The 24,808-nt window shown below is 68.0% G+C and carries 19 protein-coding genes; 7 read left to right on the top strand and 12 right to left on the bottom strand.

The window, feature by feature from the left end; all coding sequences use genetic code 11:
- Nucleotides 1–48: 48 nt before the first annotated feature.
- Together tadA and GVL12_RS17780 are read right to left on the bottom strand one after the other, a co-directional pair.
- Complete coding sequence (tadA, locus tag GVL12_RS26915) at nt 49–1,218, bottom strand: tRNA adenosine(34) deaminase TadA (protein WP_159916469.1); 1,170 nt, start codon at nt 1,216–1,218, stop codon at nt 49–51.
- Between the two features lie 376 nt (nt 1,219–1,594).
- Entirely contained in the window at nt 1,595–3,745 is a 2,151-nt protein-coding gene (locus tag GVL12_RS17780) for a TonB-dependent receptor (protein ID WP_159916467.1), read from the bottom strand.
- 429 nt (nt 3,746–4,174) lie between these two features.
- Between GVL12_RS17780 and GVL12_RS17775 the strand changes: the two genes are divergently transcribed.
- From GVL12_RS17775 to GVL12_RS17765, 3 genes are read left to right on the top strand one after another with little or no spacing between them, the layout of a single operon-like run.
- Complete coding sequence (locus tag GVL12_RS17775; protein ID WP_159916465.1) at nt 4,175–5,194, top strand: extracellular solute-binding protein; 1,020 nt, start codon at nt 4,175–4,177, stop codon at nt 5,192–5,194.
- Nucleotides 5,195–5,223: 29 nt separating this feature from the next.
- Nucleotides 5,224–6,855, top strand: a complete 1,632-nt coding sequence (locus GVL12_RS17770; protein ID WP_159916463.1) for an iron ABC transporter permease — start codon at nt 5,224–5,226, stop codon at nt 6,853–6,855.
- Nucleotides 6,856–6,868: 13 nt separating this feature from the next.
- Nucleotides 6,869–7,873 carry an ABC transporter ATP-binding protein gene (locus tag GVL12_RS17765; protein ID WP_159916461.1) on the top strand — a complete coding sequence of 335 codons (1,005 nt, stop codon included), beginning with the start codon at nt 6,869–6,871 and terminating at the stop codon, nt 7,871–7,873.
- Nucleotides 7,874–7,879: 6 nt separating this feature from the next.
- Here the strand turns inward: GVL12_RS17765 and egtB are convergent, their stop codons facing one another.
- Nucleotides 7,880–9,121 carry an ergothioneine biosynthesis protein EgtB gene (gene egtB, locus GVL12_RS17760; RefSeq protein WP_159916459.1) on the bottom strand — a complete coding sequence of 414 codons (1,242 nt, stop codon included), beginning with the start codon at nt 9,119–9,121 and terminating at the stop codon, nt 7,880–7,882.
- 160 nt (nt 9,122–9,281) lie between these two features.
- Nucleotides 9,282–10,268, bottom strand: coding sequence for an L-histidine N(alpha)-methyltransferase (gene egtD, locus GVL12_RS17755; protein ID WP_159916457.1), 987 nt, complete (start codon nt 10,266–10,268; stop codon nt 9,282–9,284).
- 267 nt (nt 10,269–10,535) lie between these two features.
- Between egtD and GVL12_RS17750 the strand changes: the two genes are divergently transcribed.
- Entirely contained in the window at nt 10,536–10,997 is a 462-nt protein-coding gene (locus tag GVL12_RS17750) for a CBS domain-containing protein (protein ID WP_159916455.1), read from the top strand.
- Between the two features lie 304 nt (nt 10,998–11,301).
- Here GVL12_RS17750 and GVL12_RS17745 read toward each other — a convergent pair whose 3' ends face one another.
- Nucleotides 11,302–11,898: an OmpW family protein gene (locus GVL12_RS17745; protein WP_159916453.1), complete on the bottom strand. Its 597-nt coding sequence runs from the start codon at nt 11,896–11,898 to the stop codon at nt 11,302–11,304.
- A gap of 115 nt (nt 11,899–12,013) precedes the next feature.
- The gene (locus tag GVL12_RS17740) at nt 12,014–13,045 is read right to left on the bottom strand and encodes a DUF808 domain-containing protein (protein ID WP_159916451.1); all 1,032 of its coding nucleotides are present in this window, start codon (nt 13,043–13,045) and stop codon (nt 12,014–12,016) included.
- A gap of 229 nt (nt 13,046–13,274) precedes the next feature.
- Here GVL12_RS17740 and GVL12_RS17735 point away from each other — a divergent pair, with 229 nt between their 5' ends.
- A complete protein-coding gene (locus GVL12_RS17735) occupies nt 13,275–14,057 on the top strand; it encodes a methyltransferase (protein ID WP_159916449.1) in 783 nt (260 codons plus the stop codon).
- A gap of 10 nt (nt 14,058–14,067) precedes the next feature.
- Here GVL12_RS17735 and GVL12_RS17730 read toward each other — a convergent pair whose 3' ends face one another.
- The 6 genes from GVL12_RS17730 to GVL12_RS17705 all read right to left on the bottom strand — a co-directional run bounded on the left by GVL12_RS17730 (nt 14,068) and on the right by GVL12_RS17705 (nt 21,226).
- A complete protein-coding gene (locus tag GVL12_RS17730; protein WP_159916447.1) occupies nt 14,068–14,856 on the bottom strand; it encodes a heme ABC transporter ATP-binding protein in 789 nt (262 codons plus the stop codon).
- Nucleotides 14,856–15,890: an iron ABC transporter permease gene (locus tag GVL12_RS17725; RefSeq protein WP_159916445.1), complete on the bottom strand. Its 1,035-nt coding sequence runs from the start codon at nt 15,888–15,890 to the stop codon at nt 14,856–14,858. The genes GVL12_RS17730 and GVL12_RS17725 overlap by 1 nt, the downstream gene beginning before the upstream one ends.
- 17 nt (nt 15,891–15,907) lie before the next feature.
- A complete protein-coding gene (locus GVL12_RS17720) occupies nt 15,908–16,744 on the bottom strand; it encodes an ABC transporter substrate-binding protein (protein ID WP_159916443.1) in 837 nt (278 codons plus the stop codon).
- Nucleotides 16,745–16,799: 55 nt separating this feature from the next.
- Nucleotides 16,800–17,834: a hemin-degrading factor gene (locus GVL12_RS17715; protein WP_159916441.1), complete on the bottom strand. Its 1,035-nt coding sequence runs from the start codon at nt 17,832–17,834 to the stop codon at nt 16,800–16,802.
- A gap of 71 nt (nt 17,835–17,905) precedes the next feature.
- A complete protein-coding gene (locus GVL12_RS17710; protein ID WP_159916439.1) occupies nt 17,906–19,213 on the bottom strand; it encodes an HmuY family protein in 1,308 nt (435 codons plus the stop codon).
- An 18-nt stretch (nt 19,214–19,231) separates the two neighbouring features.
- Nucleotides 19,232–21,226 (bottom strand): TonB-dependent siderophore receptor, encoded by a 1,995-nt coding sequence (locus tag GVL12_RS17705; protein WP_235033900.1) that lies wholly within the window; start codon nt 21,224–21,226, stop codon nt 19,232–19,234.
- 296 nt (nt 21,227–21,522) lie between these two features.
- Between GVL12_RS17705 and hutH the strand changes: the two genes are divergently transcribed.
- Complete coding sequence (gene hutH / locus GVL12_RS17700) at nt 21,523–23,082, top strand: histidine ammonia-lyase (protein ID WP_159916437.1); 1,560 nt, start codon at nt 21,523–21,525, stop codon at nt 23,080–23,082.
- A gap of 13 nt (nt 23,083–23,095) precedes the next feature.
- Nucleotides 23,096–24,808, top strand: coding sequence for a urocanate hydratase (hutU, locus tag GVL12_RS17695; RefSeq protein ID WP_159916435.1), 1,713 nt, complete (start codon nt 23,096–23,098; stop codon nt 24,806–24,808).

Raw genomic sequence — 24,808 nt, 5'->3', positions numbered from 1 at the left:
GACAGGGGCCAGGGGACGCCCCCTGGGGCGGCTTCGAATGAAGCCGCTCTAAGATGGCCTGAAGTATTCCACAGCCTGCAAGGCCATGTCGGCGCTGTGTGCGGCGCCGCGGGTGCTGCGCAGGCCACGCAGCAGCACTCCTTCGGCCAGCGCCTGGTCCTGTGCGGAATGCATGGCCGCAAATGCCTGCAGCGCCGCGCGATGGCCGCGATCGGGAAATGGCGCATTCAAGGCGACGCTTTCCGCAGCGGTTTCCACAGCGCCCGGGCCGGGCGCGCTCTCCAGCAGCAGCACGCCCGCGAAACGTTCGCGCGCGGCCATGACCAACGGTGCGGCCAGCGGTGCGGCGCTGCGCTGCAGCACCAGCACGCAGCGCTGCAGATCGGCCTGCTGCAGCAACGCATGGAGGATTTCCCGGTGTCGCTCGGGGGTGTGAAAGCCCGGCTTCTTGGGCTTGTCGCTTTTGCCAAAACCAATCAGGTCGGGCGCGACCACGCGGTGGCCCGCGGCCAGAAACACCGGCAGCATGCGGCGGTACAGATAGCTCCAGGCGGGAGCGCCGTGCAGGCACAGCCAGGTCAGCGGCGCGTCGCGCGGGCCTTCGTCAAGGTAGTGCAGGCGCAGCCCCTGCAGGCTGGGCCAGTCGCTCGCGTAGCGCGGTGCCCAGGGGTAGTCCGGCAGATGGGCGAACGCCGCGTCGGGCGTGCGCAGCGCGTCGTCGCGCAGCGGGTGGGCGGCCCTGGCCGCGGCCTGGTTCTGGCGCCGGCGCTGCTGGAAAAACCCGGCGAGCAGCGCGCTGCACTCGTCGGCGAGCACGCCGCGCGCGATCTGCGTGTGGTGGTTCAGGCGCGGCTCGGCGAACAGGTCGAGCACCGAGCCCGCGGCACCGGTCTTGGGTTCGGCCGCGCCGTAGACCACGCGCGCCACGCGCGCATGCAGGGCCGCGCCGCTGCACATCACGCAGGGCTCGAGCGTCACATACAGCGTGCAGCCATCGAGCCGGTAGTTGCCCAGGCGTTGCGCGGCATCGCGCAGCGCCTGGATCTCGGCATGGGCCGTCGGGTCGTGCGAGGCCACAGGCGCGTTGCGCCCCCGGCCCACGACCACGCCGTCCCTGACCACGACCGCGCCCACGGGCACTTCGCCGGCCTGGGCCGCGGCCTGCGCCTGGGCCAGCGCGGCGCGCATTCCGGCCTCATCATTGCTCAGCAATTCCATGCACTTTTCTCTTGCTCGCTCGCGCAACGGGACGCGGCGCGTGCCCGATCGTAATGCACGCAGCGCGCGCGCAAGCGCTTGTCCGGCCCGCTGCGCCGGCCTGCCGGCAGCGCGTCTTGCAGCCCCTGCCTTTTTTTTAAGCACTGCGTCACAAGCCAATGCTGGCGCGGGTTTCACGGGTTACCTGGGGAGTTTTCCACAGCTCCGTCCACACGCCCCGGGGATAAAACCACGCAAAATAAAAGCACTCTGCTGTGAATAAACACATGCCTAGTTGATGGTATAGGCGCACATGGAGCGAGCGGGCGAAAAAAAACCAGCCGGTGCGCACCGGCTGGTTTTCAAGAAGGCGCCAAGGCGCTGTCGCCCCGTGCTGTCAGAACTTGACGTTCGCGGTCAGCCACAGCGTGCGGCCCGGGGGCGTGGCGCCGGCAATCGCTCGCCCGCCCTGGAAGTACTCGTTGACCTGCGTCGGCGTGCCATTGACGTTGATCTGGCGGTACTTGCGGAAGTCCTTGTCCAGCAGGTTGAAGATGTTGGCGCCTAGCGTCACGCTCTTGGACAGCTCGTAGCTGCCGCCCAGGTGCAGCATGCCGTAGGCCTTGGTGTTGTCGCCGAGCACGTCGTAGATTGCGCGGTTGGCGTCTCTCGGCCCGGGCACCGCATTGAAGCGCGGGCTCTTGCCGCGGTATTCGCCGCGCAGCCACAGGCGCCACTGGGCGTTGGGGTTCCAGTCGACCTGCGCGGTCGCGATATGCTTGGCCGTGAATGCCAGCTGGCCGGTCTTCACGCCGCCCTCGAGCACTTCGCTGTTGGTCCAGGTGTAGCCGACACGCATGCTCCAGTCCCTGGCAAGCTGGGCGCGGCTGCTCAGCTCCAGGCCCCAGGTCTTGGCCTGGTCGACGTTGATGTTGTAGGTGGCCACGGGATTGAAGCTGCAGCTCGAAATGGCCAGGTCGGCGCAGTCGCCACCGCTGCTGATCTTGTCCTTGACGCGGTTGTAGAACAGCGTGGTCGAGGCCGTGAGGCCGCTTTGGCTGTCGAACAGCGCCGACAGCTCGGTATTGGTGCTGACTTCGGGCTTGAGATTCGGGTTGCCGATACTAATTTCCTTGCCCTGGCCCGAGACGCCGCTGACGCCATCGATCAACTGGTTCAGGCGCGGTGCGCGAAAGCCGCGGCTCACGCCGCCCTTGAAAGTCCACTGCTTGCTCGCATCCCAGACCAGGTAGGCGCGCGGGCTCACCTGGCCGCCAAACGCGTCATGGTGGTCGTAGCGGCCGCCCAGCGTGGCCGTGAGGTCTTCGCGCAGGCGCCATTCGTCTTCGGCGAACAGCGACCACATGGTCTGGCTGTGGCGGTCGGACAGCACGCCATCCGTGAGCTTGGCGTCCCACCATTGGCCGCCCACGGTCAGCAGGTGGGCGTCGCCCAGCGGCGCGACCAGCTTGGAATCGAGCACCACATTGGTGGTGCTGAGTTCGCGTGCCGTGCCGATGCGGGGGTCGTTCGCGGGCATCGCCTCACCGGGAATGGTGCGGCCCAGGGTTTCGGTTTCGGTGCGCATCAGGCTGGTCTCGAGCCGGCCAAAGCCCAGCACGGCGTTGTGGCCCACGGCGATCTGGTCGCGGTTGAAGCGCAGCGTGTCGGCGTAGCCCGGCAATTTGCTCGGTGTGGGTTCGAGCGCATCGCGGCTGCCCAGGCGGCCGTCCGAGTTGTCGTAGCGGGTGCGGCCCTGCTCGACGTCGAGCCACAGGTCATGGCCGCGCGTGGGCGTCAGCGTCAGGCGCGCGCCGATGTTGTGCTGGCGGCTTTGGGCAGGTGCCGGGTTGCGCGCCTGGGTGGGCTGCGTGGCGCCGGGCGCGAGCACCCAGTCGGATGCTTCGCGGTCGTAGATGCTGCCGCGCACGGCCAGGCCCAGCACGTCGTTCTTGATCGGGCCGCTGAGGTAGAAGTTCGCACGGCCCTGGTTGCCCCAGGCGCTGTCCTGCGGCAGGCCTGCCGACACGCCGACTTCGCCGCCCCACTCCTTGGCCACCTTGCGCGTGATGATGTTGACCACGCCGCCCATGGCGTCCGAGCCGTAGAGCGTGGACATCGGGCCGCGGATGATTTCGATGCGCTCGATGGCCGACACCGGCGGCATGAAGCTGTTGAGCGCCGCGCCAAAGCCGTTGGGCGAGACGTCGCCGGCCACGTTCTGGCGGCGGCCGTCGATCAGGATCAGCGTGTAGTCACTGGGCATGCCGCGGATGCTGATGTCCAGGCCGCCGGTCTTGCCGGTGCCACCCATCACGTCAATGCCTTCGACGCCTTGCAGCGCTTCGGCCAGATCGCGGTAATTCCTGGTTTCGAGTTCCTGGCGCGTGACCACGGAAATCGACGCGGGCGCCTGCTTGAGCTCCTGCTCGAAGCCCGATGCGGACACCACCACTTCCGACATGGCCTGAGTCGGCGTGGACTGTGCGAACGCGGATGCGCAGGCCGCAGCGACGAGGGTAAGGGTGCAATAGGTTTTGACTGACATATGGCTCCTCGCCAGCAGGCGCCGGCGATCGATGGAATGAAAGAAAAGTTGGATGCTGGAACAGATCAGTCGAAGCACGGATCCGCGGCTGAGAGGGCCCGGGTGTAATGTGTTTTTTTGTAAGGGCTTGCGGACAAAATCATAGTTGATGGCAATGAGATTTATTCTCAATCCATTGCGACGCACGCCAAATGTTGTTTAAAACTGACGACCACGGCGCTGTGCCATAGGCAACGCCCTGCCAATCTGCGGAAATTCCAGCGGCCGGCATGGCGTAATTTGTTTAGAATTTGCGGGCGGGAATTATTCTTATTCCCAAGTCGGACACACAACCAATACAAAAATCGTCCACTCCCCTGCTCCCCAACTCCCATTGGATCGCTGCAGCACCTGCGGCGGGGCTCGTCCACCCTTGACTCGAAATTCACCATGAAACTTTGGAAAACAGTTCTGTGCGTCGGCGCGGCCGGCATGGCCACCCTGGCCCAGGCCCAGCCCGCGCCCGAGGCAGTCACCGTCTACTCCTCGCGCATCGAGAACCTGCTCAAGCCCACGCTGGACCAGTACACCCAGCAGACCGGCGTCAAGATCAACCTGCTGACCGACCGTGGCGGCTCGCTCGCCGAGCGCCTGGCCGCCGAAGGCAAGAGCTCGCCCGCGGACGTGCTGATCACCGTCGACATGGGCAATCTGCACAACGCGGCCCAGCGCGGCCTGCTGCGCAAGATCGACTCGCCCATGCTCAACGCCAACGTGCCGGCCAATTTCCGTGACCCCGAAAACCGCTGGTGGGGCCTGTCGCAGCGCGAACGCACGATCTTCTACGCGCAAGGCCGCGTCAAGCCCGAGCAGTTGAGCACCTACGAGGATCTGGCCGATCCCAAGTGGAAAGGCAAGCTGTGCCTGCGCACCGGCAAGCAGACCTATACCCAGTCGCTGGTGGCGATGATGATTGCCAAGCACGGCGTGCAAAAGGCCGAGGCCATCACCAAGGGCTGGGTCAGCAACCTCGCCGGCGACGTGTTCACCAACGACGCCAGCCTGCTCAAGGCCATCGCCGCGGGCCAGTGCGATGTCGGCATCTCCAACACCTACTACTACGGCCGCCTGCTGTCGCGCGAGCCCGATTTCAACCAGAGCGTGAAGCTGTTCTGGGCCAACCAGGGCGCCAACCAGGGCGGCGCTCACGTGAACCTGTCGGGTGCGGGCGTGACGGCCCATGCGAAGAACCCCGAAGGCGCGCGCAAGCTGCTCGAGTGGCTGTCGTCCGAAGGCGTGCAGACTGCCTATACCCACGGCACGTTCGAAAGCCCCATCAACACCAAGGCCAAGGCCGACCCCATCGTCCAGGCCTGGGGCAAGTTCACGCCCAGCCCGCTGAACGCCGCCGACATCGGTTCGCACCAGGCCGAAGCGATTCGCCTGCTCGACCGCGTGGGCTATCGCTGATCGCGCTGCTGCCTTGAGGTAACTGTCTCTTGTCTTTCGTAGACCGCACCGCGCCCGCCTCCGGCTGGCGCGGTTTTGCTTTGGCGCTGCCGATCGCGCTGCTCACACTCGTTCCGCTGCTGGCCGTGCTGGGCCTGGCCCTCACGCCCCAGGCGGATATCTGGCAACACCTGTGGCAGTACGTGCTGCCGCGCGTGCTGACCAACACTGCCGTGCTGCTGGTGCTGGTGGCCCTGGCCGTTCTTGCCGTGGGCGTTCCGCTGGCCTGGCTCACGGCCATGTGCGACTTTCCCGGGCGCCGATTCTTCGCCTGGGCGCTGGTGCTGCCGCTGGCGATTCCCGCCTATGTGCTGGCCTTCGTGCAAATGGGCCTGTTCGAATACGCGGGCCCGGTGCAGGCTGCGCTGCGCGAGCTGTTCGGCAGCAGCCGCTGGTTTCCCGACATCCGCGGCAGCCTCTGGGGGCTGGTGCTGGTGCTGGTGCTGGCCTTTTACCCCTATGTCTATCTGCTCGCACGCAGTGCGTTTCTGACCCAGGGCCGGCGCTGCATGGAAGCCGCCCAGGCGCTGGGACTGAGCCCTCTGGCAGCGTTCTTCCAGGTCGCGTTGCCGCTGGCCCGCCCCTGGATTGGCGCCGGCCTGGCGCTGGTGCTGATGGAAGTGCTGGCCGACTTCGGCGCGATTGCCGTCTTCAATTACGACACCTTCACCACCGCGCTCTACAAGTCGTGGTTCGACCTGCACAACATGGCGGCCGCGGCCCAGCTCGCGAGCATGCTGGTGCTGGTCGTGCTGCTGCTGGTCGCCGCCGAGCAGCGCTCGCGCAGCGCGCAGCGCTTTCATGCCTCGCCTTCGCGCCACCAGCGCATCGCGCTGCACGGCGCGGCGCGCTGGCTGGCCAGCGCCGGCTGCCTGCTGGTGTTTGCCGCGGCCTTTGCCGTGCCCATGCTGCAGATCGTGCTGTGGGCGCTGTCGGTCTGGCGCACGGATCTGAATGCCGACTACTGGGGCTATGCCTGGAACACGCTCTACCTCGGCCTGATCACCGCCGCCGTGACCACGGTGCTGGCGCTGCTGCTGGCCTGGGTGCGCCGGCGCCACAACGACCCGCTGACGCGCTGGACGGTGCGCATCGCCGTGCTCGGCTACGCCCTGCCCGGCGTGGTGCTGGCCGTGGGCGTGTTCGTGCCGATTGCCTGGCTGGACGCGCGGCTCATGGCCTGGCTCGCGCCGTTTGGCATCGAGTCCATGGGCATTCTCAAAGGCAGCCTCGCGGCCATGCTGCTGGCGCTGGCCGCGCGTTTTCTGGCCGTGGCCTACCACGCCACCGACAGCGCGATGCAGCGCATCACGCGCAGCCAGGAAGACGCCTGCGCCTCGCTGGGCCTTGGCCCATGGCAGACGCTGCGCCGCCTGCACCTGCCGCTGCTGCGCACCGGCCTGCTGTCGGCGTTCCTGATGGTGATGGTCGACGTGATGAAGGAAATGCCGATCACGCTGATGACGCGCCAGTTCGGCTGGGACACGCTGGCCGTGCGCGTGTTCCAGCTCACGTCCGAATCGCTGTGGGACCAGGCCGCGCTGCCGGCGCTGGCCATCGTGCTCGTGGGCGTGATTCCCGTGGTGCTGCTGATGCTGCAGACCGAGAAGTCGCCGAGATAACCGAGATCTAGTGATGCTTGAAGTCAAGAATGTTTCCCTGGGCTACGCCGACACCACGGTGGTCCACGATGTGGACCTGCAGCTCGCGCAAGGCGAGATCGGCTGCCTGCTCGGCGCCTCGGGCTGCGGCAAGACCACCTTGCTGCGCGCGATCGCCGGCTTCGAGCCGGTGCGCAGCGGCGCGATCACGCTGCAGGGCCAGCAGGTGTCAACGCCGGGCCACTGCCTGGCGCCGCAGCGCCGCGACATCGGCATGGTGTTCCAGGAGCATGCGCTGTTCCCCCACCACGACGTGGCCGGCAATGTGGGTTTTGGCCTGCACCGCCTGCCCGCGGCCCGGCGCCCGGCGCGCATCGCCGAAATGCTGGAACTCGTGGGCCTGCAGGGCATGGGCAATCGCTGGCCGCACGAGCTGTCGGGCGGCCAGCAGCAGCGCGTGGCGCTGGCGCGCGCGCTCGCGCCGCGCCCGCGCCTGCTGCTCATGGACGAGCCGTTTTCCAGCCTCGACGCGAGCCTGCGCGAAACCATCGCCCGCGAAGTGCGCGCCATCCTCAAGCAGGCGCAGGCCACTGCCTTGATGGTCACGCACGACCAGCACGAAGCGTTTGCCATGGCCGACAACATCGGCGTGATGGCCCAGGGCCGGTTGATGCAATGGGGCTCGGCGACGCAGGTCTACTGCACGCCGGCGACGCGCGAAGTCGCGCAATTCGTCGGCGAAGGCGTGCTGCTGCGCGCGACCGCCAGCGCCGCGGGCGGCTGGGACACGGTGCTCGGCAGCCTGCCCGCGTCCCAGCCGAACTATGTCCAGGATGAAGACGTGCAGGTGCTGCTGCGCCCCGAGCACCTGGCCCTGGCCGCCACCGGCCTGCCCGCGACGGTGCTCGACTGCAAGTTCCGCGGCAGCCATCTGGTCTACAGCCTGCAGCTTCTCGACGGGCAACGGCTCATGGCCCAGACACCGCTGGCGCGGGTGCATGCGCCCGCGGAAACGGTGTTTGTGCAGCTGGCGGTATAGACCGTTTCAGAGGTCGCGTGCCAGGCGCAGTCCGCTGAACTGCCAGCACGCGCCGGCAGGAAAGAAGTTGCGGTAACTGGGCCGCACATGGCCCGGTGGCGAAGCGCACGAGCCGCCGCGCAGCACATACTGGTTGACCATGAACTTGCCGTTGTACTCGCCAACCGCGCCCGGCGCCGGCTGGAAGCCCGGGTACGGCGCATAGCTCGACCGGGTCCACTCCCAGACTTCGCCGCAACCATTGGACGCAGCGGTCATCGCCGCGGGGTGCAGCCGCTGCCCGATGGCTGCCTCATGCGCGGGGGCAAACTCCAGCGCCGCGCATTCCCATTCGGCTTCGGTCGGCAGGCGCGCACCCGCCCAGCGCGCATAGGCGTCGGCCTCGTAGTAGCTCAGGTGTGCCACGGGCCGCGCGGGCGCGAGTGCCTGCAGCCCCTGCAGCGTGAATTCGGCCCAGCCGCCGGCATCGTTGCGCTGCCAGTACATGGGCGCGTCGCGCGCCCTGGCCTGCAGCCAGTCCCAGCCTTCGGACAACCAATGGCCGGGCTCGGCATAGCCGCCAACGTCGACAAAGGCCTGGTACTCGGCATTGCTGACCGGGCGCGACGCCAGCGCGAATGCGTTCAGATAGACCGTATGGCGCGGCGCTTCATTGTCGAACGCAAAGCCCTCGCCCGCATGGCCGATCTGGTGCAGGCCTGCGTCCTGCGGCAGCCAGCGCAGCGGCGGCGCGTGTGCCATTGCGCCGCCAGCGCCAGCGTCCGCATACGCGGGCAGCAGCGGGTTGCACGACAGCAGATGCTTGATGTCGGTCAGCAGCAGTTCCTGGTGCTGCTGCTCGTGCTGCAGTCCGAGTGTGACCAGTGCCTGAAGTGATGCGTCGAGCGCGCTGGCGAGCAGCGCCTGCATGCGCGCATCGACCTGGGCGCGGTAATCGAGCACCTGCTGCAGGCCGGGCCGCGTGATCAGCCCGCGCTCGGCGCGCGGATGGCGCGCGCCCACACCCTGGTAGTAGGAGTTGAACAGCGTGCGAAATGAAGGATGAAACGGCGCGAAGCCCGCTTCGTGGGGCTCGAGCACAAAGGTCTCGAAAAACCAGGTGGTATGCGCGAGGTGCCATTTGACCGGGCTTGCATCGGGCATGGACTGCACGCAGCAGTCCTCGGCCGACAGCGGCGCGGCCAGCGTCAGGCTCGCCTGGCGCACGCGCGCATAGGCGCCAGCCAAATCATTTCCCGATGCCGACATCGTTTGCCTTTCCGCTATGGATGGTGCCCGCCAAGAACTGGCATGCCCCAGGTCAGGGGCACCAAGCCCTTCGACGAACTCAGGACGCTGCCCCGCAGCGATGGTGCCGTCCCCCTGGGGGAAGACGGGGCGGCCCATGCCGCGAAGCGGCTCAGGGGGGTCATGCTCTCGCATGGATTACTGCAAACCAGTCCCGCTCGTCGGTCCAGGCCTTGCAGGCCTTGAAGCCGGCCTGGGTCAGCATCTGCAGGAACAGCGGCAACGGATACTTGTAGCTGTTCTCGGTATGGATGCGCTCGCCCTGCGCGAACGCGCGCGCGCCGCCGGGCCAGCGCACCTGCACGGCTTGCAATGCCTGCAGATGCATCTCCATGCGCGAATGCGCGGCGTTGAAGAACGCCACATGCGCCCATTGCGCGGGATCGAAGTCGCTGTCCAGGCACTGATTCACATGGCGCAGCACGTTGCGATTGAACTCGGCCGTGACGCCGGCCGCGTCGTTGTACGCGGCTTCGAGCACCTGCAAATCCTTGGGCAGGTCTATGCCTATCAGCAGCCCCCCGCCAGCGCCCGCCAGCGTGCGCATCTGGCGCAGCAGCGTCATGGACTGGTCGGGGTCGAAATTGCCTATCGACGAGCCCGGATAGAACACCAGCCGGCCTTCGGCGGCTATGCGCGCGGGCAGCGCCACCGGCGCGGTGATGTCGGCCTCGACCGCGCAGACTTCCAGGCCGGGAAACTCCCGGGCCAGGCGCTCGACCGCGGCCTGCACGAAGTCGCCCGCCACATCGACGCCGACAAAGCATTGGGGCTGCAAGGCCGAAAGCAGCAGCCTCACCTTCTCGCAATTGCCCGCGCCCAGTTCGATCAGGCTGGTGCACGGCCCGACACTGCGCGCGATGTCGGCGCCGCGCGCCTGCAGCAGCGCTTTCTCGGTGCGCGTCGGGTAGTACTCGGGCAGGCGCGTGATGGCCTCGAACAGCTCGCAGCCGCGCTGGTCGTAGAAATACTTGGCGCCAATGCGTGCAGGCGTACGCATGAGGTCATGGCCCAGCACCTTGCGCGCATGGTGCGTCGCGGGCAAATCGGGCAGCATGGCCATGGATGTCGGTGCCTGGGCATCGGCGGGAGCAGCGGAGAGCAACATGCGCGGACCTTCCCGAAAAAGCAGCAAGAACGCCTGCCCGCCCAGCCGTTCACCGGCCGGGGGCAGGCCCTGGCTCCAGCCTATCCACGCCCGCCCACCCTTCGGGTAGGACAGGAGCGCGTGCCACGGACCCATGTAACAGGCGCCTGCGACAGATGCGCACCACAGCCGTGCATTGACCCGCCCCGGGTATTCGAGCCATCATCGACACCAGGCATCGGGGCCTGCCAACGGGCCGCCGACATCGCTTTCTTTCAGGAGACTGCCATGAGCGAACGTTTGACTGCCGGCGAGATCTGCACACGCGAAGTGGCCATTGCCTATCGCCATACCGACCTCGTGACCGCGGCCCAGCTGATGCGCGAACACCATGTGGGCGCACTGGTCGTGGTCGACGAAACCCAGGGCCTGCGCACCGTCGCGGGCCTGCTCACCGACCGCGACATCGTGATTTCCGTGGTCGCCCCCGAGCTGGCCCCCGACGGACTCACGGTCGGCGAGGTCATGACCGCCAAGCCCGTGACCGCGGCCGAAGACGCGTCGCTGATCGACGTGCTGCGCAGCATGCGCGCGCATGGCGTGCGGCGCATTCCCGTCGTAGGCCCGCAGCAGGTGCTGATCGGGCTGGTCGCGCTCGACGACATTCTCGAAGTCCTGGCGCAGGAGCTGGGCATGCTCGCCGCGACCATAGGCCGGGGCATACAGCGCGAGCGCGCCCAGCGCACCTGAACGCCCTGCCCTCAAGCCATTGTGTCGCGCGCTGTGTGCCATGGCGCGGGGTTGCCAGAGCACACACCGCGCCCTGAAACGCCCTTCGAGGGGCTCAGGACTCAGGACGAGCGGTGGTTTAGGGCGCGATGGAAAACTCCGTTCGGGCTGAGCCCCGCTCGGCGCGCCCGTCGAAGCCCCGGTATTCAAGAAACCGGTCTCACTCCCCGCTGTTTCTTGTCAACGCATTGCGAGACTTCGTCTCGCTTACCTCGCTCAGGGCAAACGGTGGTGATGAGTCTGAACGCGGAGTATCCGTGCCCGCTCAGAAGCGATAACCCAGACCCACCCCCACCAGCACCGGGTCCACCTTGAAGTTGCCGACCTTGGCGCCAGCCAGGCTTACATCGGTGTTGAGGTAGAGCTTTTTCACATCGACGTTCAGCGACCACTGCCTATTCAGCGCAATGTCCACGCCGAGCTGCAGCGCGCCGCCCCAGCTGTTGCGCTGCACGTCGGCCGCGCCGCCGAGCAGCTTCACGCCCGAGAAACGCGTGTAGTTGATGCCCGCACCGACATAGGGCTTGAAGCCGCTGAACTGCGTGAAATGGTATTGCGCCAGCAGGCTGGGCGGCAGGTGCTTGAGCGTGCCCAGATAGCCCGCGGCGCTCGAGTGCACGTCGTGCTTTTGCGGCACGGTCAGCACCAGTTCGGCGGCGAAGTTCGGGCTGAAGAAATAGGTGATGTCGAATTCGGGAAGGGTCTTGTCGTTGATCGACAGGCCCAGGCCGGTGCTGTCCTTGTTGGCGCTGTCGAGGTGTACGGCGCGCGCGCGCACCAGCCAGGGGCCTTCGGTCTGCGCCAGCGCAGCTCCCGAAGTCAGGGCACAGAGAGCGGCGGCGGCCAGGAGTGTTTTCTTCATGGTGAGGCAATGGATGGACCGGGGACAACCCCCGTGAAAACCATTGGACCTGTCAGTGCGACCCGGGGTTTTGCCCTGGCGCAAGGAATCGGCAAACACCCGCGCCTTCGCGCGCTCAGTGCGTGGCCACCGCTTTTGCGGCGCTGCCGCGCAGTCGCTGGTAAAGCCCGACCGCCACCACCACCGCGCAGCCGATCAGCGCGCCCACGATCACGTGCACCAGTTGCGGCAGCAGAAACTGCCACAGCCCGGCCACCGGCCAGCGGGCAATGACCGCGAGCGCCGCTTCCAGGCCATGCCCTATCCAGGGCATGCCATGCACCAGCAGGCTGCCGCCGACCAGGAGCATCGCCGCCGTGCCGACAATCGACAGCGTGCGCATCAGCCAGGGCGTGGCCTGCAAAATGCCCCGTCCCAGCGCCTGCAGCGCCGCGCTGCTGCGCGCCATCAGCGACAGCCCGACATCGTCGAGGCGCACGATCAGCGCCACCAGGCCGTAGACCACGACGGTGACCAGCAGGGCCACGATCGCCAGTACGGCGGCCTGCTCGAGCAGCGGCTGCGACGCGACCGTGCCCAGCGCGATGGCAATGATTTCCGCCGACAGGATGAAATCTGTGCGTATCGCGCCGCTGACCTTCTCCTTTTCAAGCGCCTGCAGGTGCTGCGACAGTTCCTCGGGCGTTGTCGCGACGGCGCACGGCTGGGCCAGCGCAGCCGCGGGCGCGTAGGGCATGCCCTGGCGCCTGGCCTGCATGCGCTGCCAGGAATGCATGATCTTCTCTATCCCTTCGAAGCACAGGAATGCGCCGCCCACCATCAGCAGCGGCGTGATCGCCGCCGGCAGGAACACGCTGATCAGCAGGGCCGCGGGCACGAGCATCACCTTGTTGAGCAGCGAGCCCTTGGCCACGGCCCAGACCACGGCCAGCTCGCGATCGGAATGCACGCCCGACACCTGCTCGGCGTTGAGCGCGAGGTCATCGCCGAGCACGCCGGCCGTCTTCTGCGTGGCCACCTTGGTCATGGTCACGACGTCATCGGTCATGCCCGTCGACTGGCGCGCGGCCGTCTTGGCCATCAACGCGATATCGTCGAGCAAGGTGGTGATGTCGTCGATCAGCATCAGCAAACCGGTTGCAGCCATAAATGGATTTCCTCCCTGAGTCGCGTGTAAATGCCGCTGCCATTGTCCGCGCCAGCACGCGGCGGCCCGCCCGGCCCCGTTCTGCCAGCCGCCGCAGGCATGTGCGCAGAGGACTCTGACCCTTCCCGGGCCTCGGCCGGCGCCAGGCAAGCATTCTGACAAAAGCCTCATACTGCCTGCTTCTCCACCGACACCGCCTCGCCCCTGGGTGCAAGCGCGTCTGCCAGCCATGTCCGGCTACCTCACCAAGCAAGAATCCATCGCCATCCATGGCGTGGAGCAGCTCACCATCCGGTCGCTGCTCGACAAACAGCAGTTCCACGATCCGCAGGGCGAGGCCGAGCAACTGGGCATTTCCGACGCATTCTGGCCGCTGTTCGGCCTGCTCTGGCCTTCGGGCGAACAGCTCGCGGCCTGCATGGCCGTGCGCCCGCGCGTCGCGGGCGAACGCATTCTGGAGCTGGGCTGCGGCCTGGGCCTGGCCAGCCTGGTCTGCCACCGCCGCGGCGAAGACATCACCGCCAGCGACTGCCACCCGCTGGCCGGCACTTTCATGCGCGAGAACCTGCGGCTCAACCAGCTGCCGCCGATGAAGTTCCGCATCGGCCACTGGGGCGCGACCCACTCGGACCAGACGGCCTACGAGCGCATGGACATCGCCGACCGCGACCATGACGACCTGTCGCATGGCGCGCGCAGCCTGCCGCCCGACTACCAGTCGGCGACCAGCGAGCAAAGCGAAATCTGGGCCGTCGACGGCCGCTTCGATCTGATCGTCGGCAGCGATCTGCTCTACGAGCGCGACGCGCGCGCCACCCTGCCCCATTACATCGATTCGCACTGCACGCCCGCCGCGCAGATCTGGGTCGTCGACCCGGACCGCGGCAACCGTTCGGCGTTCAGCCGCCAGATGGCCGAACTCGGCTTTGGCGTCGAGGAGATGCGCCTGGACCGCGCGGCCAGCGCACTGCTGCCGGCCTACAAGGGACGGCTGCTCAAATACCAGCGCTGAGCACCCGGGATCACTCGCCGAAAACGACCAGGGGCCCGCGGTCGGGCAACGGATGCGCCAGCACGCGCACCGGCAGTTCATAGACCTGTTCAAGCCAGTGCGGCGTCAGCACCTGGGCCGGCAAGCCCAGCGCCACGGTGCGGCCACCGGCGAGCAGCAGCAGCCGGTCGCACCACTGGGCGGCAAGGTTGACGTCGTGCAGCACCACCAGCGCGGCAATGCCCTGGTCGCGCGCCAGCGTGCGCACCGCGCGCAGCAGCATCAGCTGGTGGCGCGGGTCCAGGCTGGCCGTCGGTTCGTCGAGCAGCAGGGCGCGGTACTGCTGCGTTTCATAGCCGCCCAGCACCTGCGCGAGCACGCGCGCGAACTGCACGCGTTGCTGCTCGCCGCCCGACAGGCCCAGATAGCGCCGATCGGCCAGGCCCGTGGCGTCGGCCCGGTGCAGCGCCTGGCGCAGCAAGGCTTCGTGCGGCGCGGGGGCGAGCTCGGGAAACGGGTAGGCGCCCATCGCCACGACTTCGCGCACCGACAGGTCGAAGCTCAGGCTCGGCGATTGCGGCAGCACTGCGCGCCGGCGCGCCAGTTCCGCCGGTGTCCAACTGGACAGCGCTTGGCCGTCGAGTTCGATACGGCCTTCGCTGGACGCGAGTTCGCCGGCCAGCGTCGCCAGCAGCGTCGTCTTGCCCGCGCCGTTGGCGCCGAGCACGCCCAGCACTTCGCCGGCGCGCAGTTCCAGATCGATGCCGCCAAGGATTTGCCGGCTGCCGCGATGGCAGCCGAGTTGATGGGCCGACAGCATCAGTGGGCCCTCCTGGACAACATCCACAGCAGGAACGGACCACCGACCAGACTGGTCACTATGCCAATGGGCAGCTCCGCGGGAATCACCACCAGCCGCGCAAGCCAGTCGGCCAGCGTCAGCGCGATGGCGCCGCCGACCAGGCAGTTGGGCAGCAGCCAGCGGTGATCGGCGCCCAGCGACAGACGCACCAGATGCGGCACGACCAGGCCGACGAAACCGATGGTGCCGGTCACCGCGACCAGCGGCCCGACCAGCATGGCCGTGAGCACCACCAGCCGGCGGCGCAGGCGCTTGAGGTCAAAGCCCAGGTGCTGGGCCTCGCGCTCGCCGAGCAGCAGCGCGTTCATCGCGCGCCAGTCGCGCAGCAGCAGCAGGCTCAAACCGGCAACCAGCGGCGCAAGCCAGGCCAGCAGCGTCCAGTTCGCGCCGGCGAGGCTGCCCATGTTCCAGAACGTCAGGTTGCGCAGCTGCACGTCGCTGGCCTGGAAAGTGAAGAAGCCGACCACGCTGGCGCACAGCGCGTTGATCGCCACGCCCGCAAGCAGCAGGTTGGCCACGCCCGGGCGGCGGCTGCCAAGCCGGTAGACCAGGGCCGTGGCCAGCAGACTGCCGGCGAACGCAGCCGGCGCGATCACCATCAGCCCGGCAGCGCCCAGCACGATGGCCATCACGGCGCCCATCGCGCCGCCCAGCGAAATGCCCATCAGGCCGGGCTCGGCCAGCGGGTTGCGAAACAGCGCCTGCATAACCGCGCCCGAGAGCGCGAGCCCGGCGCCGACGACGATGCCCAGCGCGATGCGCGGCAGGCGCACTTCGATCAGGATACTGCGCCACATCAGCGCCTCGTCGCCGGTCGGCACGGCCCACAGCACGGGCAGCAGCTGGGCGCGCGGAATGGCCAGCGCGCCGCTGCCGGCCGAGCCCAGCGCGATCAGCACCAGCACCACGCACAGCGCGGCGAAAACGGCCCGGGGCCCGGGGCGAAAGCGCGGGCGCGCAGCGCAAATCAAGGGAGCGGCAACTTGCTGCATGAACTCTGGCGCGCGCTTCAGCGCGCGCCCGCCTTGCCCGAAATGCCGGCTTCAAGCTGGCGCAGCGCCTCGGGCAGGCGCGGGCCGAAACCGAGCAGCAGCAGGTCTTCCATGACGATCACGCGCCGGCCCCTGGCCGCGGGGGTCGCGGACAGGCCTGGCTGGGCGAGAAAGGCATCCAGGCTGCCGCTGGCGTCAACCGACATGTTGCCGGTGACGATCACATCGGGGCGCAGCGCCACCGCGGCCTCGGCCGACAGCGGCTTGTAGCCCTGCTGGCTGGCAAGCACATTGGTCGCGCCTATCAGCTTGAGCATGGCCGCGGCGGCCGTGTCGTCGCCCGCGCCCTGGAGCTTGCCGGTATGGCTGCTGATCAGCAGCACGCGCGGCTTGCGCGCCGCGGGCTGCACCGCCTTCAATTCGGCATGGATCTTGCGCACCAGCGCCGTGCCGCGCGCTTCGATCTCGAGCGCCTTGGCCACGCCCATGATGCGCTGGTCCAGCGCTTCGAGGCTGGGCTCGGAAGGCAGCAGCACCACGGGGCTGCCGAGCTTGCGCAACTGTTCGAGCGCCTGCGGCGGCCCGCTCTGGTCCGAGGCCAGCACCAGATCGGGCCTGAGGCTGGCCACGCCTTCGATCGAGAACGAACGGAAATAGCCGACCTTGGGGAGTTTGAGCGCCTCGGGTGGATAGATGCTCGATGCATCGGCGCCGACCAGGCGTTCGCCCGCGTCCAGCGCATAGACGATTTCGGTGATCTGGCCGCCGAGGCCGACGACACGCGCCGGGGCTGCGGCCTGCGCGAGGGGCGTGCTGCAAAGCAGCAGGAGTAGCGCGGCGCGAAGAATTTTCATGGTGACCGGAGTAGGTATTCGTAGCGATGGGGCCCGCCTTGGGGCCCCACCAGGGTCAGGCTGCCAGCGTCTGCGGGCACAGCGACTGCAGCAGTTCGCTCCAGCCGGCCAGCTCGGGTTGGCCGGGCTTGCGCGCGCCGAAGAACTGCACGATCAGCTCGCCGCCTTCGGTGTACAGCTCCAGCGAAGTCACCCAGCCGTCGGTGGTGGGCTTGCGCACCACCCAGCTCGATGCCACGGCCTCGGTGTTCAGATGCAGGTTGAAGGTTTCGTCGAGCACGTTGAACCAGGGCCCGGTGCGCAGCAGCTTCCTGACCGGCCCGGTGTGGATTTGCACGATGCCGCGGTTGGCGACAAAGCACATGATGGGCAGCGCGGTTTCGGCGGCCTGGGCCAGCATGCGTTCGACGGCATCGGCTTCCACGGGCTGGGCCAGGTCGTCGCCCGCAGCGCGCAGTGCGCCCAGTCGCGACACCTGGAACTGGCGCAGCATCACGAAGAAGTCATGCGTGTCCTTGAGCGCGAGCCAGTGCGCGCGCAGTGCGGGGGCATCGGACGGCGTGTCGGCTTCCACCGTTGCAGCGATCGCCTCGATCACCACGGCAGGCTTTTGCGCGGCGCCAAAGCGCGCGACGAAAGCGTCCCAGGCGGCGGCGTCGGTCTGTTCGGTACGGTAGATCTTGTGCACCGCCATGCCGGCCTTGTCGAAGAACTGCAGGCTGTGGCGGCCGTTCTCGACGACGGCGTAGAAATATTTCCAGCTGCCGAAGAACATGCGCAGGTCGATGTCCGGGCCGAGCACGATGCCCACCGGGCCCGTGGCCTGGATGTCCACATAGCTGCCATGGCGCTCGTGCACCGCCCAGTCGTTGCGCGACAGCGCCATCACCGGGCCCAGCACGCCCAGCGCGCTGAAGATTTCCTGCGCGCTGCCGGCAAGCGCGGTCGAGGCGACGCCGCAGTCGGCGGCCACCAATTCGGCCTCGGTCACCCCCAGGCGCAATGCGCGGTCACGGATGCGGAGTTTCGGTTCGTCTTGCTGGAGTTGCGCGTTGCGCGCCTGCAGGCTGGCGTCGGATGGAGCGGTCATGGTGGGATCTTGTTGCGGAAAGCGGAGAAAGAAGAAGGCCCGGCGGCAGGCTTGCCGCCGGGAGGCCGCCATCAGGGCTGGACGTCGAAGTTGATGGTCCAGGTCTGCTGGCTGCTGCTGGAGTTCGGATCGGCGTAGGTGATCTTCGTCAGGTGGAAGCGCGCGTAGGTGTTGCCCTCGCCGCCGCGGACCAAGGCGCCGTTGGCGCTGTTGGCCTTGATCACGTGCATCACCGCCGGCAGGCCGGCAGCCTGCGCGTCCGCCGCTGCCGTGTAGTAGGTGAACCAGCCGTAGTCCAGCGGGGCCGGATGCACGCCGCGGTAGGCGGCCTGCAGCGGCGAGGAAGTCGAGTCCTTGACCCAACTGGCGGCCCGGGCCGGCACGGCGAGATCGGAGGCGCTCAGATCGGCCAGGGTGTTGTTCTGGTTCGACGCGTCGGTGAACTTCGCGGCCACCGGGGCGCCGGCCCCATCATAGAAGCCGGCAGGCGTCTTGCCAAGGAAGCCCGCGACCGTGCCGCTGCCCGACTCGCCGCCATTGAGCTTGACGTTGTAGCGGTTGAACGCGATATGCCAGGTGCCGCTGGCCGACGATACCGCGCCCGCGGCGAGGTCGTAGTAGACCCAGTCGGCGCTGGCGTTGACGTTGGCCGTGCGCACGACCGTCGGTGCGCTGCGGTCCACCCAGCGGAACGAAGGATAGCCCGAGGTCGTGCCGCCCGCGCCACCGTAGTAGCCCGTGAGCTGCAGCGCGAATACAGGTGCGGTGACGGTGCCGGCGGTATCCGCGCTGGCGCTGTCGGTGGTGATCAGGAAGGTGCGGTAGTTGGGGTACAGCAGGTGGTCGGAGCTGCCGCCCACGCCGTATTCAAAGGCCGCCGAGGCAATGGAGTTGCCGCCGCTGAAGACGCCGCTGGCGGAGTCGACGGCAAAGGCGGTGGCGGGAATCGCAGCGCCCGTGGGGTCGGTCGTGCCGTTCTTCCAGGTCAGCAATTCGTCCCAGGTGTGGTCGAACGGTCCGCCGAAGGCGCCGCCCTTGCCGCTGCCGCTGGTGCCGCTGTTGGTCCACAAAGTGGCCATTCGGCCCGCGCTCTTGACTTTCAGATCCCATGCGGTGCCGCTGCAGTCCGCGACTTCGGCCTTGGCGTTGAAGTCATAGCAGACCGCGCTGCCCGAAGCGGGCAGCGCCACGTCCCACTGCGCGGAGGCGGTGAAACCCGCTTCGGGAACAGGGGTGGTCGGCGGCGTGACGGGAGGCGTCACGGGAGGTGTCACCGGGTCGCTGGCGCCATCGCCGCCACCGCCGCACGCGGCCAGTGCCAGTGCCAGGGCAACGGCAAGCGTGGTTTTGCCAAGGGTAGAAACAGGTTGCTGGATCATTGCGGAGTCTTTCTGTAATTAATGAACGGGATCAAGGCTGATGCGCGCGCCGATATAGAGGAAACGCCCCGCCACGGGCGCGAAATCACTGGCATTGGAAAAATCGCGCTGGCGGTTGAACAGGTTCTTCACGCCCAGGAAGGCGGTGACATCGCGCCCGATCTTCTGGTTGATGACGAAGTCCAGCGTGGCCCAGCCCGGCGAGCGCGCGGCACTGGTGGAGGCGGCAAGTTCGCTGCTCTGGTAGCGTGCGCGCAGCGACAGTTCGGTCGCGGGCAGCAGTTGCCAGTCGGCGCCTATGCGCGCGATGCTGCGCGGGCGGCGCGTGAGTTCCGCGCCGGTGTCCAGGTCCTCGGCGTCGGTGAAGGTGTAGCCGGCATTCAGGGCCAGCGCGCTGCTGGCCTGCCACTTGACGCCGGTCTCCAGGCCCTGGGTGCGCGCGCGCGCCACGTTGCGGTAGGTGTATGCGGCAATGCCGTTGACGACGGTGAAATTGTCGGTGTCGGTCTGGATCAGATCGCGCACCCGGTTGTGGAACAGGTTGGCGTTGATGGTCAGCCGTTCGTTCCAGGTGGCCGTGCCGCCCAACTGGAAGCTGTTCGAGGCTTCGGGCTTGAGGTTGGGATTGCCCAGCACGACATAGCCCAGCGAACTGTGGTCAAACAGATAGTGGCGCTCCTTGAGATTGGGCACGCGGTAGCCCTGGCCGAAGTTGGCGCGCAGCACGGTCTTCCAGGCGTCGCCCGTGGGCAGGTTGGCGCGCAGGCCTATCTTGGGCGCGTAATGCGCGCCGAAATCCGAATCGTCCTGGGCGCGCAGGCCCAACACCAGCTCCCAGGTGTCGTTGAACAGAATGTCGTTCTGCACGAACAGCTCGTTCGAGGTGCGCTCGGCACCGCCGGCCAGCTCGGACACGCCATTGGCGCTCTGGCGCAGGCGTTCGCGGTGCACGTCGGCGCCGAACTGCCACAGCTGGCGGCGCCACGCGGGCAGGTCGAACTGCAGCGAGGTGTGCTCGGTGCGCAGCGCCGCCGCGCGGTTGGCGGTGCGCACGCCGTTGGAGAATTCGTGCGTTCGGCTGTCGTAGTCCTCGACCAGCGCGGCCAGGCGCGCCTTGACGCCATTGTCGAAGCGCCATTGGCCGCCATAGGTCAGGCGGTCGCGCGTGATGTCCTCGGTCTTGCGCTGGGGCACATGGTTGGGCGGCGCGTAGTAGGTGTAGCGCTGCTCGTCGGTTTCGCTGTAGCTGCTGGCGTCGAGCCAGAAGCTGCCGGCTGCAGTGGGCAGCCATTCGAGGCGGCCGCTGTACTGCTCGCGGCGAATCGCATCGCCCTGGCGGGACCAGGCATCGGAATCAATGGAGAAGCCCTTGTTGTCCAGCACATCGGCGGCCACGCTGGCGCGCCAGTGTTCGCCGCCGGCGCTCACGCGCACGTTGCCATGCGCGCTGCCAGGGCTGGCGACATTCTGGCCGCCGTAGGTGCCCACATCCGCCGTGGCCGCAGCCGACAGGCCCGGCGCGATGCGCCGCGTGATCACATTGATCACCCCGCCCATGGCCGAGCTGCCGTACTGCGCCGAACTCGCGCCCTTGACCACTTCGATGCGCTCGACTTCGGTCAGCAGGTATTGCGACACGTCGACCGACGAGCCCGTGCTCGCCGAAATCGGCAGGCCGTCGATCAGCACCAGCACCTGGTCGCTGGTCATGCCCTGCATGGAAACCGCGAAACCGGACTTGCCATGGATTTCCGAGAGCTGCAGGCCAGGCACGTTCTCGAGCGCGTCCTTGAGCGTGCGCGCCTGCATGCGCTCGATTTCCTTGCGCCCCACCACTTCGGTAGGCACCGGGGTTTCCGCCAGCGTCTTTTCGGAGCGCGTGCCGGTGACCACGATGGTGTTCAGGGCGTCGGACCCCTGCGCCGCATGCACGGCCGATGTCGCCAGCAGAGGAAGGAGCAAGGCACCCAGTCGCAGGGAAGGCGCGCGGCGCAGTGGAAACGGAGAAGGCACGTGGGGAGTCCGAAAAACTAAAAGAAGTAACGAATAATAATGATTCGCATTAGTTTTACAACGTCTTGTAGCAAATTTCCTACACAGTGAAAATCTTCTTCAGCCACCGTGTGCTGGCCCGGCGGCATGCGCGGCAGCCGCTCGGCGGCGCCCGCTGCGGCGTCGACCCGCCGTTGACCAGGGCTTTCTTTGGTTCGCCGCGCTGATGACCTGCGCAGTGCTTGCAGCCAGGCATTTGGCTGACAAAGCAGCGAGGATCAATGGCGTTATCGTGTGTTGAGCCCCAGGAACATACGATGACACCCCCTGCTTCTGCCACTGCCGCAACGCTGCTGCTGCACCCCGGCCAGGTCGGCCTGGCTGCGCTGCGGCGTGTGCATGCCGGCAATGCGCGCCTTCGGCTGGATCCCGCCTGCCATGGCGCCATGCGGGCCTCGCAGGCCGCGGTGCAGCGCATCGTCGATGAAGACCAGGTGGTCTATGGCATCAACACCGGCTTTGGCAAGCTGGCCGGCACGCGCATAGCGCACGAGCGCCTGGCCCTGCTGCAGCGCAACCTGGTGCTGTCGCACAGCGCCGGCACGGGCGCGGCGCTGAATGATGCCGTGGTGCGCCTCGTCCTGGCGACCAAGGCGGTGAGCCTGGCGCGCGGCCACTCGGGCGTGGACCCGGCGATTGCCCAGGCCTTGCTGGATCTGGCCAATGCCGATGTGCTGCCGGTGATTCCGGCCAAGGGCTCGGTCGGTGCTTCGGGCGATCTCGCGCCGCTCGCGCACCTGGCCTGCGTGCTGATCGGCGAAGGCCAGGCCAGGGTCGGTGGCCGGCTGGTTTGCGGCCGCGAGGCGCTGCAGGCCATTGGCCGCACACCCTTCGTGCTGGGCCCCAAGGAAGGCCTGGCGCTGCTCAATGGCACGCAGGTGTCCACGGCGCTGGCGCTGGATGGCCTGTTCGGCGCCGAGAACGTGTGGGCCGCGGCGCTGGTCGCGGCCGGGCTGTCGCTAGAGGCCGTCAGGGGCTCGGTCGCGCCTCTGGATGCGCGCATCCATGCGGCGCGCGGCCAGCCCGGCCAGATCGCCGTCGCGGCGGCCCTGCGCGCGCTGCTGGGCGGCAGCGCCATCGCCGCCTCGCATGCGCATTGCGCCCGCGTGCAGGACCCGTATTCGCTGCGCTGCGTGCCCCAGGTCATGGGCGCCTGCCTCGACAACCTGCACCACGCCGCGCGCGTGCTGGTGACCGAGGCCAACGCGGCCTCGGACAACCCGCTGGTCTTCGCCAACGGCGAGGTCATCTCGGGCGGCAACTTCCACGCCGAGCCCGTGGCCTTTGCCGCCGACATCCTGGCGCTGGCGATCGCCGAGATCGGCGCCATGTCCGAGCGCCGCATCGCGCTGCTGATCGACGCCAGCCTGTCGGGGCTGCCGGCGTTTCTGGTGCAGGGCAGCGGCCTGAACTCGGGCTTCATGATTGCCCAGGTCACGGCCGCGGCGCTGGCCTGCGAGAACAAGTCGCTGGCCCACCCGGCCAGCGTCGACAGCCTGCCGACCTCGGCCAACCAGGAGGACCATGTCTCCATGGCCACCTTTGCCGCGCGCCGCCTGGCCGAGATGGTGGACAACACCGCCGTCGTCGTCGGCATCGAGGCCATGGCCGCGGCCCAGGGGCTGGAGTTCGACCGCCGCCTGAAAAGCTCGCCGCTGCTCGAAGCCCAGTTCGCGGCCGTGCGCGAGCGCGTGGCCTTTCTCGAACAGGACCGCTGCATGGCGCCCGATATCGAGGCCATGCGCCATTGGGCGCAGCAAAGCGGCTGGCCCGCCGCGCTGCTGCAATGCCTGCCCAGCCACGCACCCGGGCCGTGAAAGGAGCCGCTCCATGGACCACGACGCTGCAACCCCCACCGCCGGCCAGCGGCATGACCCCACGCGCGCGATCCGCGCGCCGCGCGGCCCGCAGCTCACTTGCCGCAACTGGCTGATCGAAGCCGCCTACCGCATGCTGCAGAACAACCTCGATGCCGAGGTCGCCGAGCGCCCCGAGGACCTCGTGGTCTACGGCGGCATCGGCCGCGCCGCGCGCAACTGGGAGTGCTACGACCAGATCCTCGCCGCGCTGCGCCGGCTCGAAGCCGACCAGACGCTGCTGGTGCAGTCGGGCAAGCCCGTGGGCGTGTTCCGCACGCACGCCAACGCGCCGCGCGTGCTGCTGGCCAATGCCAACCTGGTGCCGCACTGGGCCACCTGGGAACACTTCCACGCGCTGGACCGCAAGGGCCTCACGATGTTCGGCCAGATGACGGCCGGCAGCTGGATCTATATCGGCGCGCAGGGCATCATCCAGGGCACGTACGAAACCTTCGTCGAAGCGGGCCGCCAGCACTATGGCAACGACCTCGCCGGGCGCTGGATACTCACCGCGGGCCTGGGCGGCATGGGCGGCGCGCAGCCGCTGGCCGGCGTGCTCGCCGGAGCCTGCGTGCTGGCCATCGAGTGCCAGCAAAGCCGCATCGACTTGCGGCTGCGCACGCGCTGCGTGGACCAGCAGGCGCACGACCTCGACCATGCGCTGCAACTGATCGCGCAGCACACCGCGGCCCGGCAGGCGGTCTCGGTGGCCCTGCTGGGCAATGCGGCCGATATCTTTCCGGAACTCGCGCGCCGCGCGAAAGCCGGCGGCATGCGCCCCGACATCGTGACCGACCAGACCTCGGCGCATGACCTGATCCACGGCTATCTGCCCAGCGGCTGGAGCGTGGCACAGTGGCAGGCCGCGGCCCATCACCCGGCCGAACACGCGCGCCTGGCGGCGGCGGCGGCGCACAGCTGCGCCGTGCAGGTGCGCGCCATGCTGGACTTCCATGCCATGGGCATTCCCACCGTGGACTATGGCAACAACATCCGCCAGGTGGCGCTCGATGCCGGCGTGGCCGACGCCTTCGACTTCCCCGGCTTCGTGCCGGCCTATATCCGGCCGCTGTTTTGCGCCGGCAAGGGGCCGTTTCGCTGGGTCGCGCTGTCGGGCGACCCCGAGGACATCTACAGGACCGACGCGAAGGTCAAGCAACTGTTTCCCGACAACCACCATGTCCACCGCTGGCTCGACATGGCGCGCGAACGCATTGCCTTCCAGGGCCTGCCCGCACGCATCTGCTGGCTGGGCCTGGGCGAGCGGCACCGCGCGGCGCTGGCCTTCAACGCCATGGTGCAAAGCGGCGAACTCAAGGCGCCCATCGTCATTGGCCGCGACCATCTCGACTGCGGCTCGGTGGCCAGCCCCAACCGCGAAACCGAAGCCATGCAGGACGGCAGCGACGCGGTCTCGGACTGGCCGCTGCTCAACGCCCTGCTCAACACCGCCAGCGGCGCGACCTGGGTCAGCCTGCACCACGGCGGCGGCGTGGGCATGGGCTACTCGCAGCACGCGGGCATGGTCATCGTCGCCGACGGCACGCCCGAGGCCGCGGTGCGCCTCACGCGCGTGCTCTGGAACGACCCGGCCAGCGGCGTCATGCGCCATGCCGACGCCGGCTACGCGCCGGCCGTCGCCTGCGCCCGCCGCCATGGCCTGGACCTGCCTATGCTGCGCTGA

Source organism: Pantoea sp. 18069 (assembly GCF_902706035.1).
In the GTDB taxonomy this organism is placed as follows: domain Bacteria; phylum Pseudomonadota; class Gammaproteobacteria; order Burkholderiales; family Burkholderiaceae_C; genus Comamonas.
Note: the sequence above shows the minus strand (reverse complement) of the source record. Positions and strands in the feature narration are given on the sequence as shown.

Coding starts and splice junctions, on each gene's coding strand:
- hutU (WP_159916435.1), top strand. CDS start 23,096: ATGGACCACGACGCTGCAACCCCCACCGCCGGCCAGCGGCATGACCCC.
- GVL12_RS17765 (WP_159916461.1), top strand. CDS start 6,869: ATGCTTGAAGTCAAGAATGTTTCCCTGGGCTACGCCGACACCACGGTG.
- egtB (WP_159916459.1), bottom strand. CDS start 9,121: ATGTCGGCATCGGGAAATGATTTGGCTGGCGCCTATGCGCGCGTGCGC.
- GVL12_RS17725 (WP_159916445.1), bottom strand. CDS start 15,890: ATGCAGCAAGTTGCCGCTCCCTTGATTTGCGCTGCGCGCCCGCGCTTT.
- GVL12_RS17750 (WP_159916455.1), top strand. CDS start 10,536: ATGAGCGAACGTTTGACTGCCGGCGAGATCTGCACACGCGAAGTGGCC.
- GVL12_RS17745 (WP_159916453.1), bottom strand. CDS start 11,898: ATGAAGAAAACACTCCTGGCCGCCGCCGCTCTCTGTGCCCTGACTTCG.
- GVL12_RS17775 (WP_159916465.1), top strand. CDS start 4,175: ATGAAACTTTGGAAAACAGTTCTGTGCGTCGGCGCGGCCGGCATGGCC.
- hutH (WP_159916437.1), top strand. CDS start 21,523: ATGACACCCCCTGCTTCTGCCACTGCCGCAACGCTGCTGCTGCACCCC.
- egtD (WP_159916457.1), bottom strand. CDS start 10,268: ATGTTGCTCTCCGCTGCTCCCGCCGATGCCCAGGCACCGACATCCATG.
- GVL12_RS17780 (WP_159916467.1), bottom strand. CDS start 3,745: ATGTCAGTCAAAACCTATTGCACCCTTACCCTCGTCGCTGCGGCCTGC.
- tadA (WP_159916469.1), bottom strand. CDS start 1,218: ATGGAATTGCTGAGCAATGATGAGGCCGGAATGCGCGCCGCGCTGGCC.
- GVL12_RS17740 (WP_159916451.1), bottom strand. CDS start 13,045: ATGGCTGCAACCGGTTTGCTGATGCTGATCGACGACATCACCACCTTG.
- GVL12_RS17735 (WP_159916449.1), top strand. CDS start 13,275: ATGTCCGGCTACCTCACCAAGCAAGAATCCATCGCCATCCATGGCGTG.
- GVL12_RS17715 (WP_159916441.1), bottom strand. CDS start 17,834: ATGACCGCTCCATCCGACGCCAGCCTGCAGGCGCGCAACGCGCAACTC.
- GVL12_RS17720 (WP_159916443.1), bottom strand. CDS start 16,744: ATGAAAATTCTTCGCGCCGCGCTACTCCTGCTGCTTTGCAGCACGCCC.
- GVL12_RS17710 (WP_159916439.1), bottom strand. CDS start 19,213: ATGATCCAGCAACCTGTTTCTACCCTTGGCAAAACCACGCTTGCCGTT.
- GVL12_RS17730 (WP_159916447.1), bottom strand. CDS start 14,856: ATGCTGTCGGCCCATCAACTCGGCTGCCATCGCGGCAGCCGGCAAATC.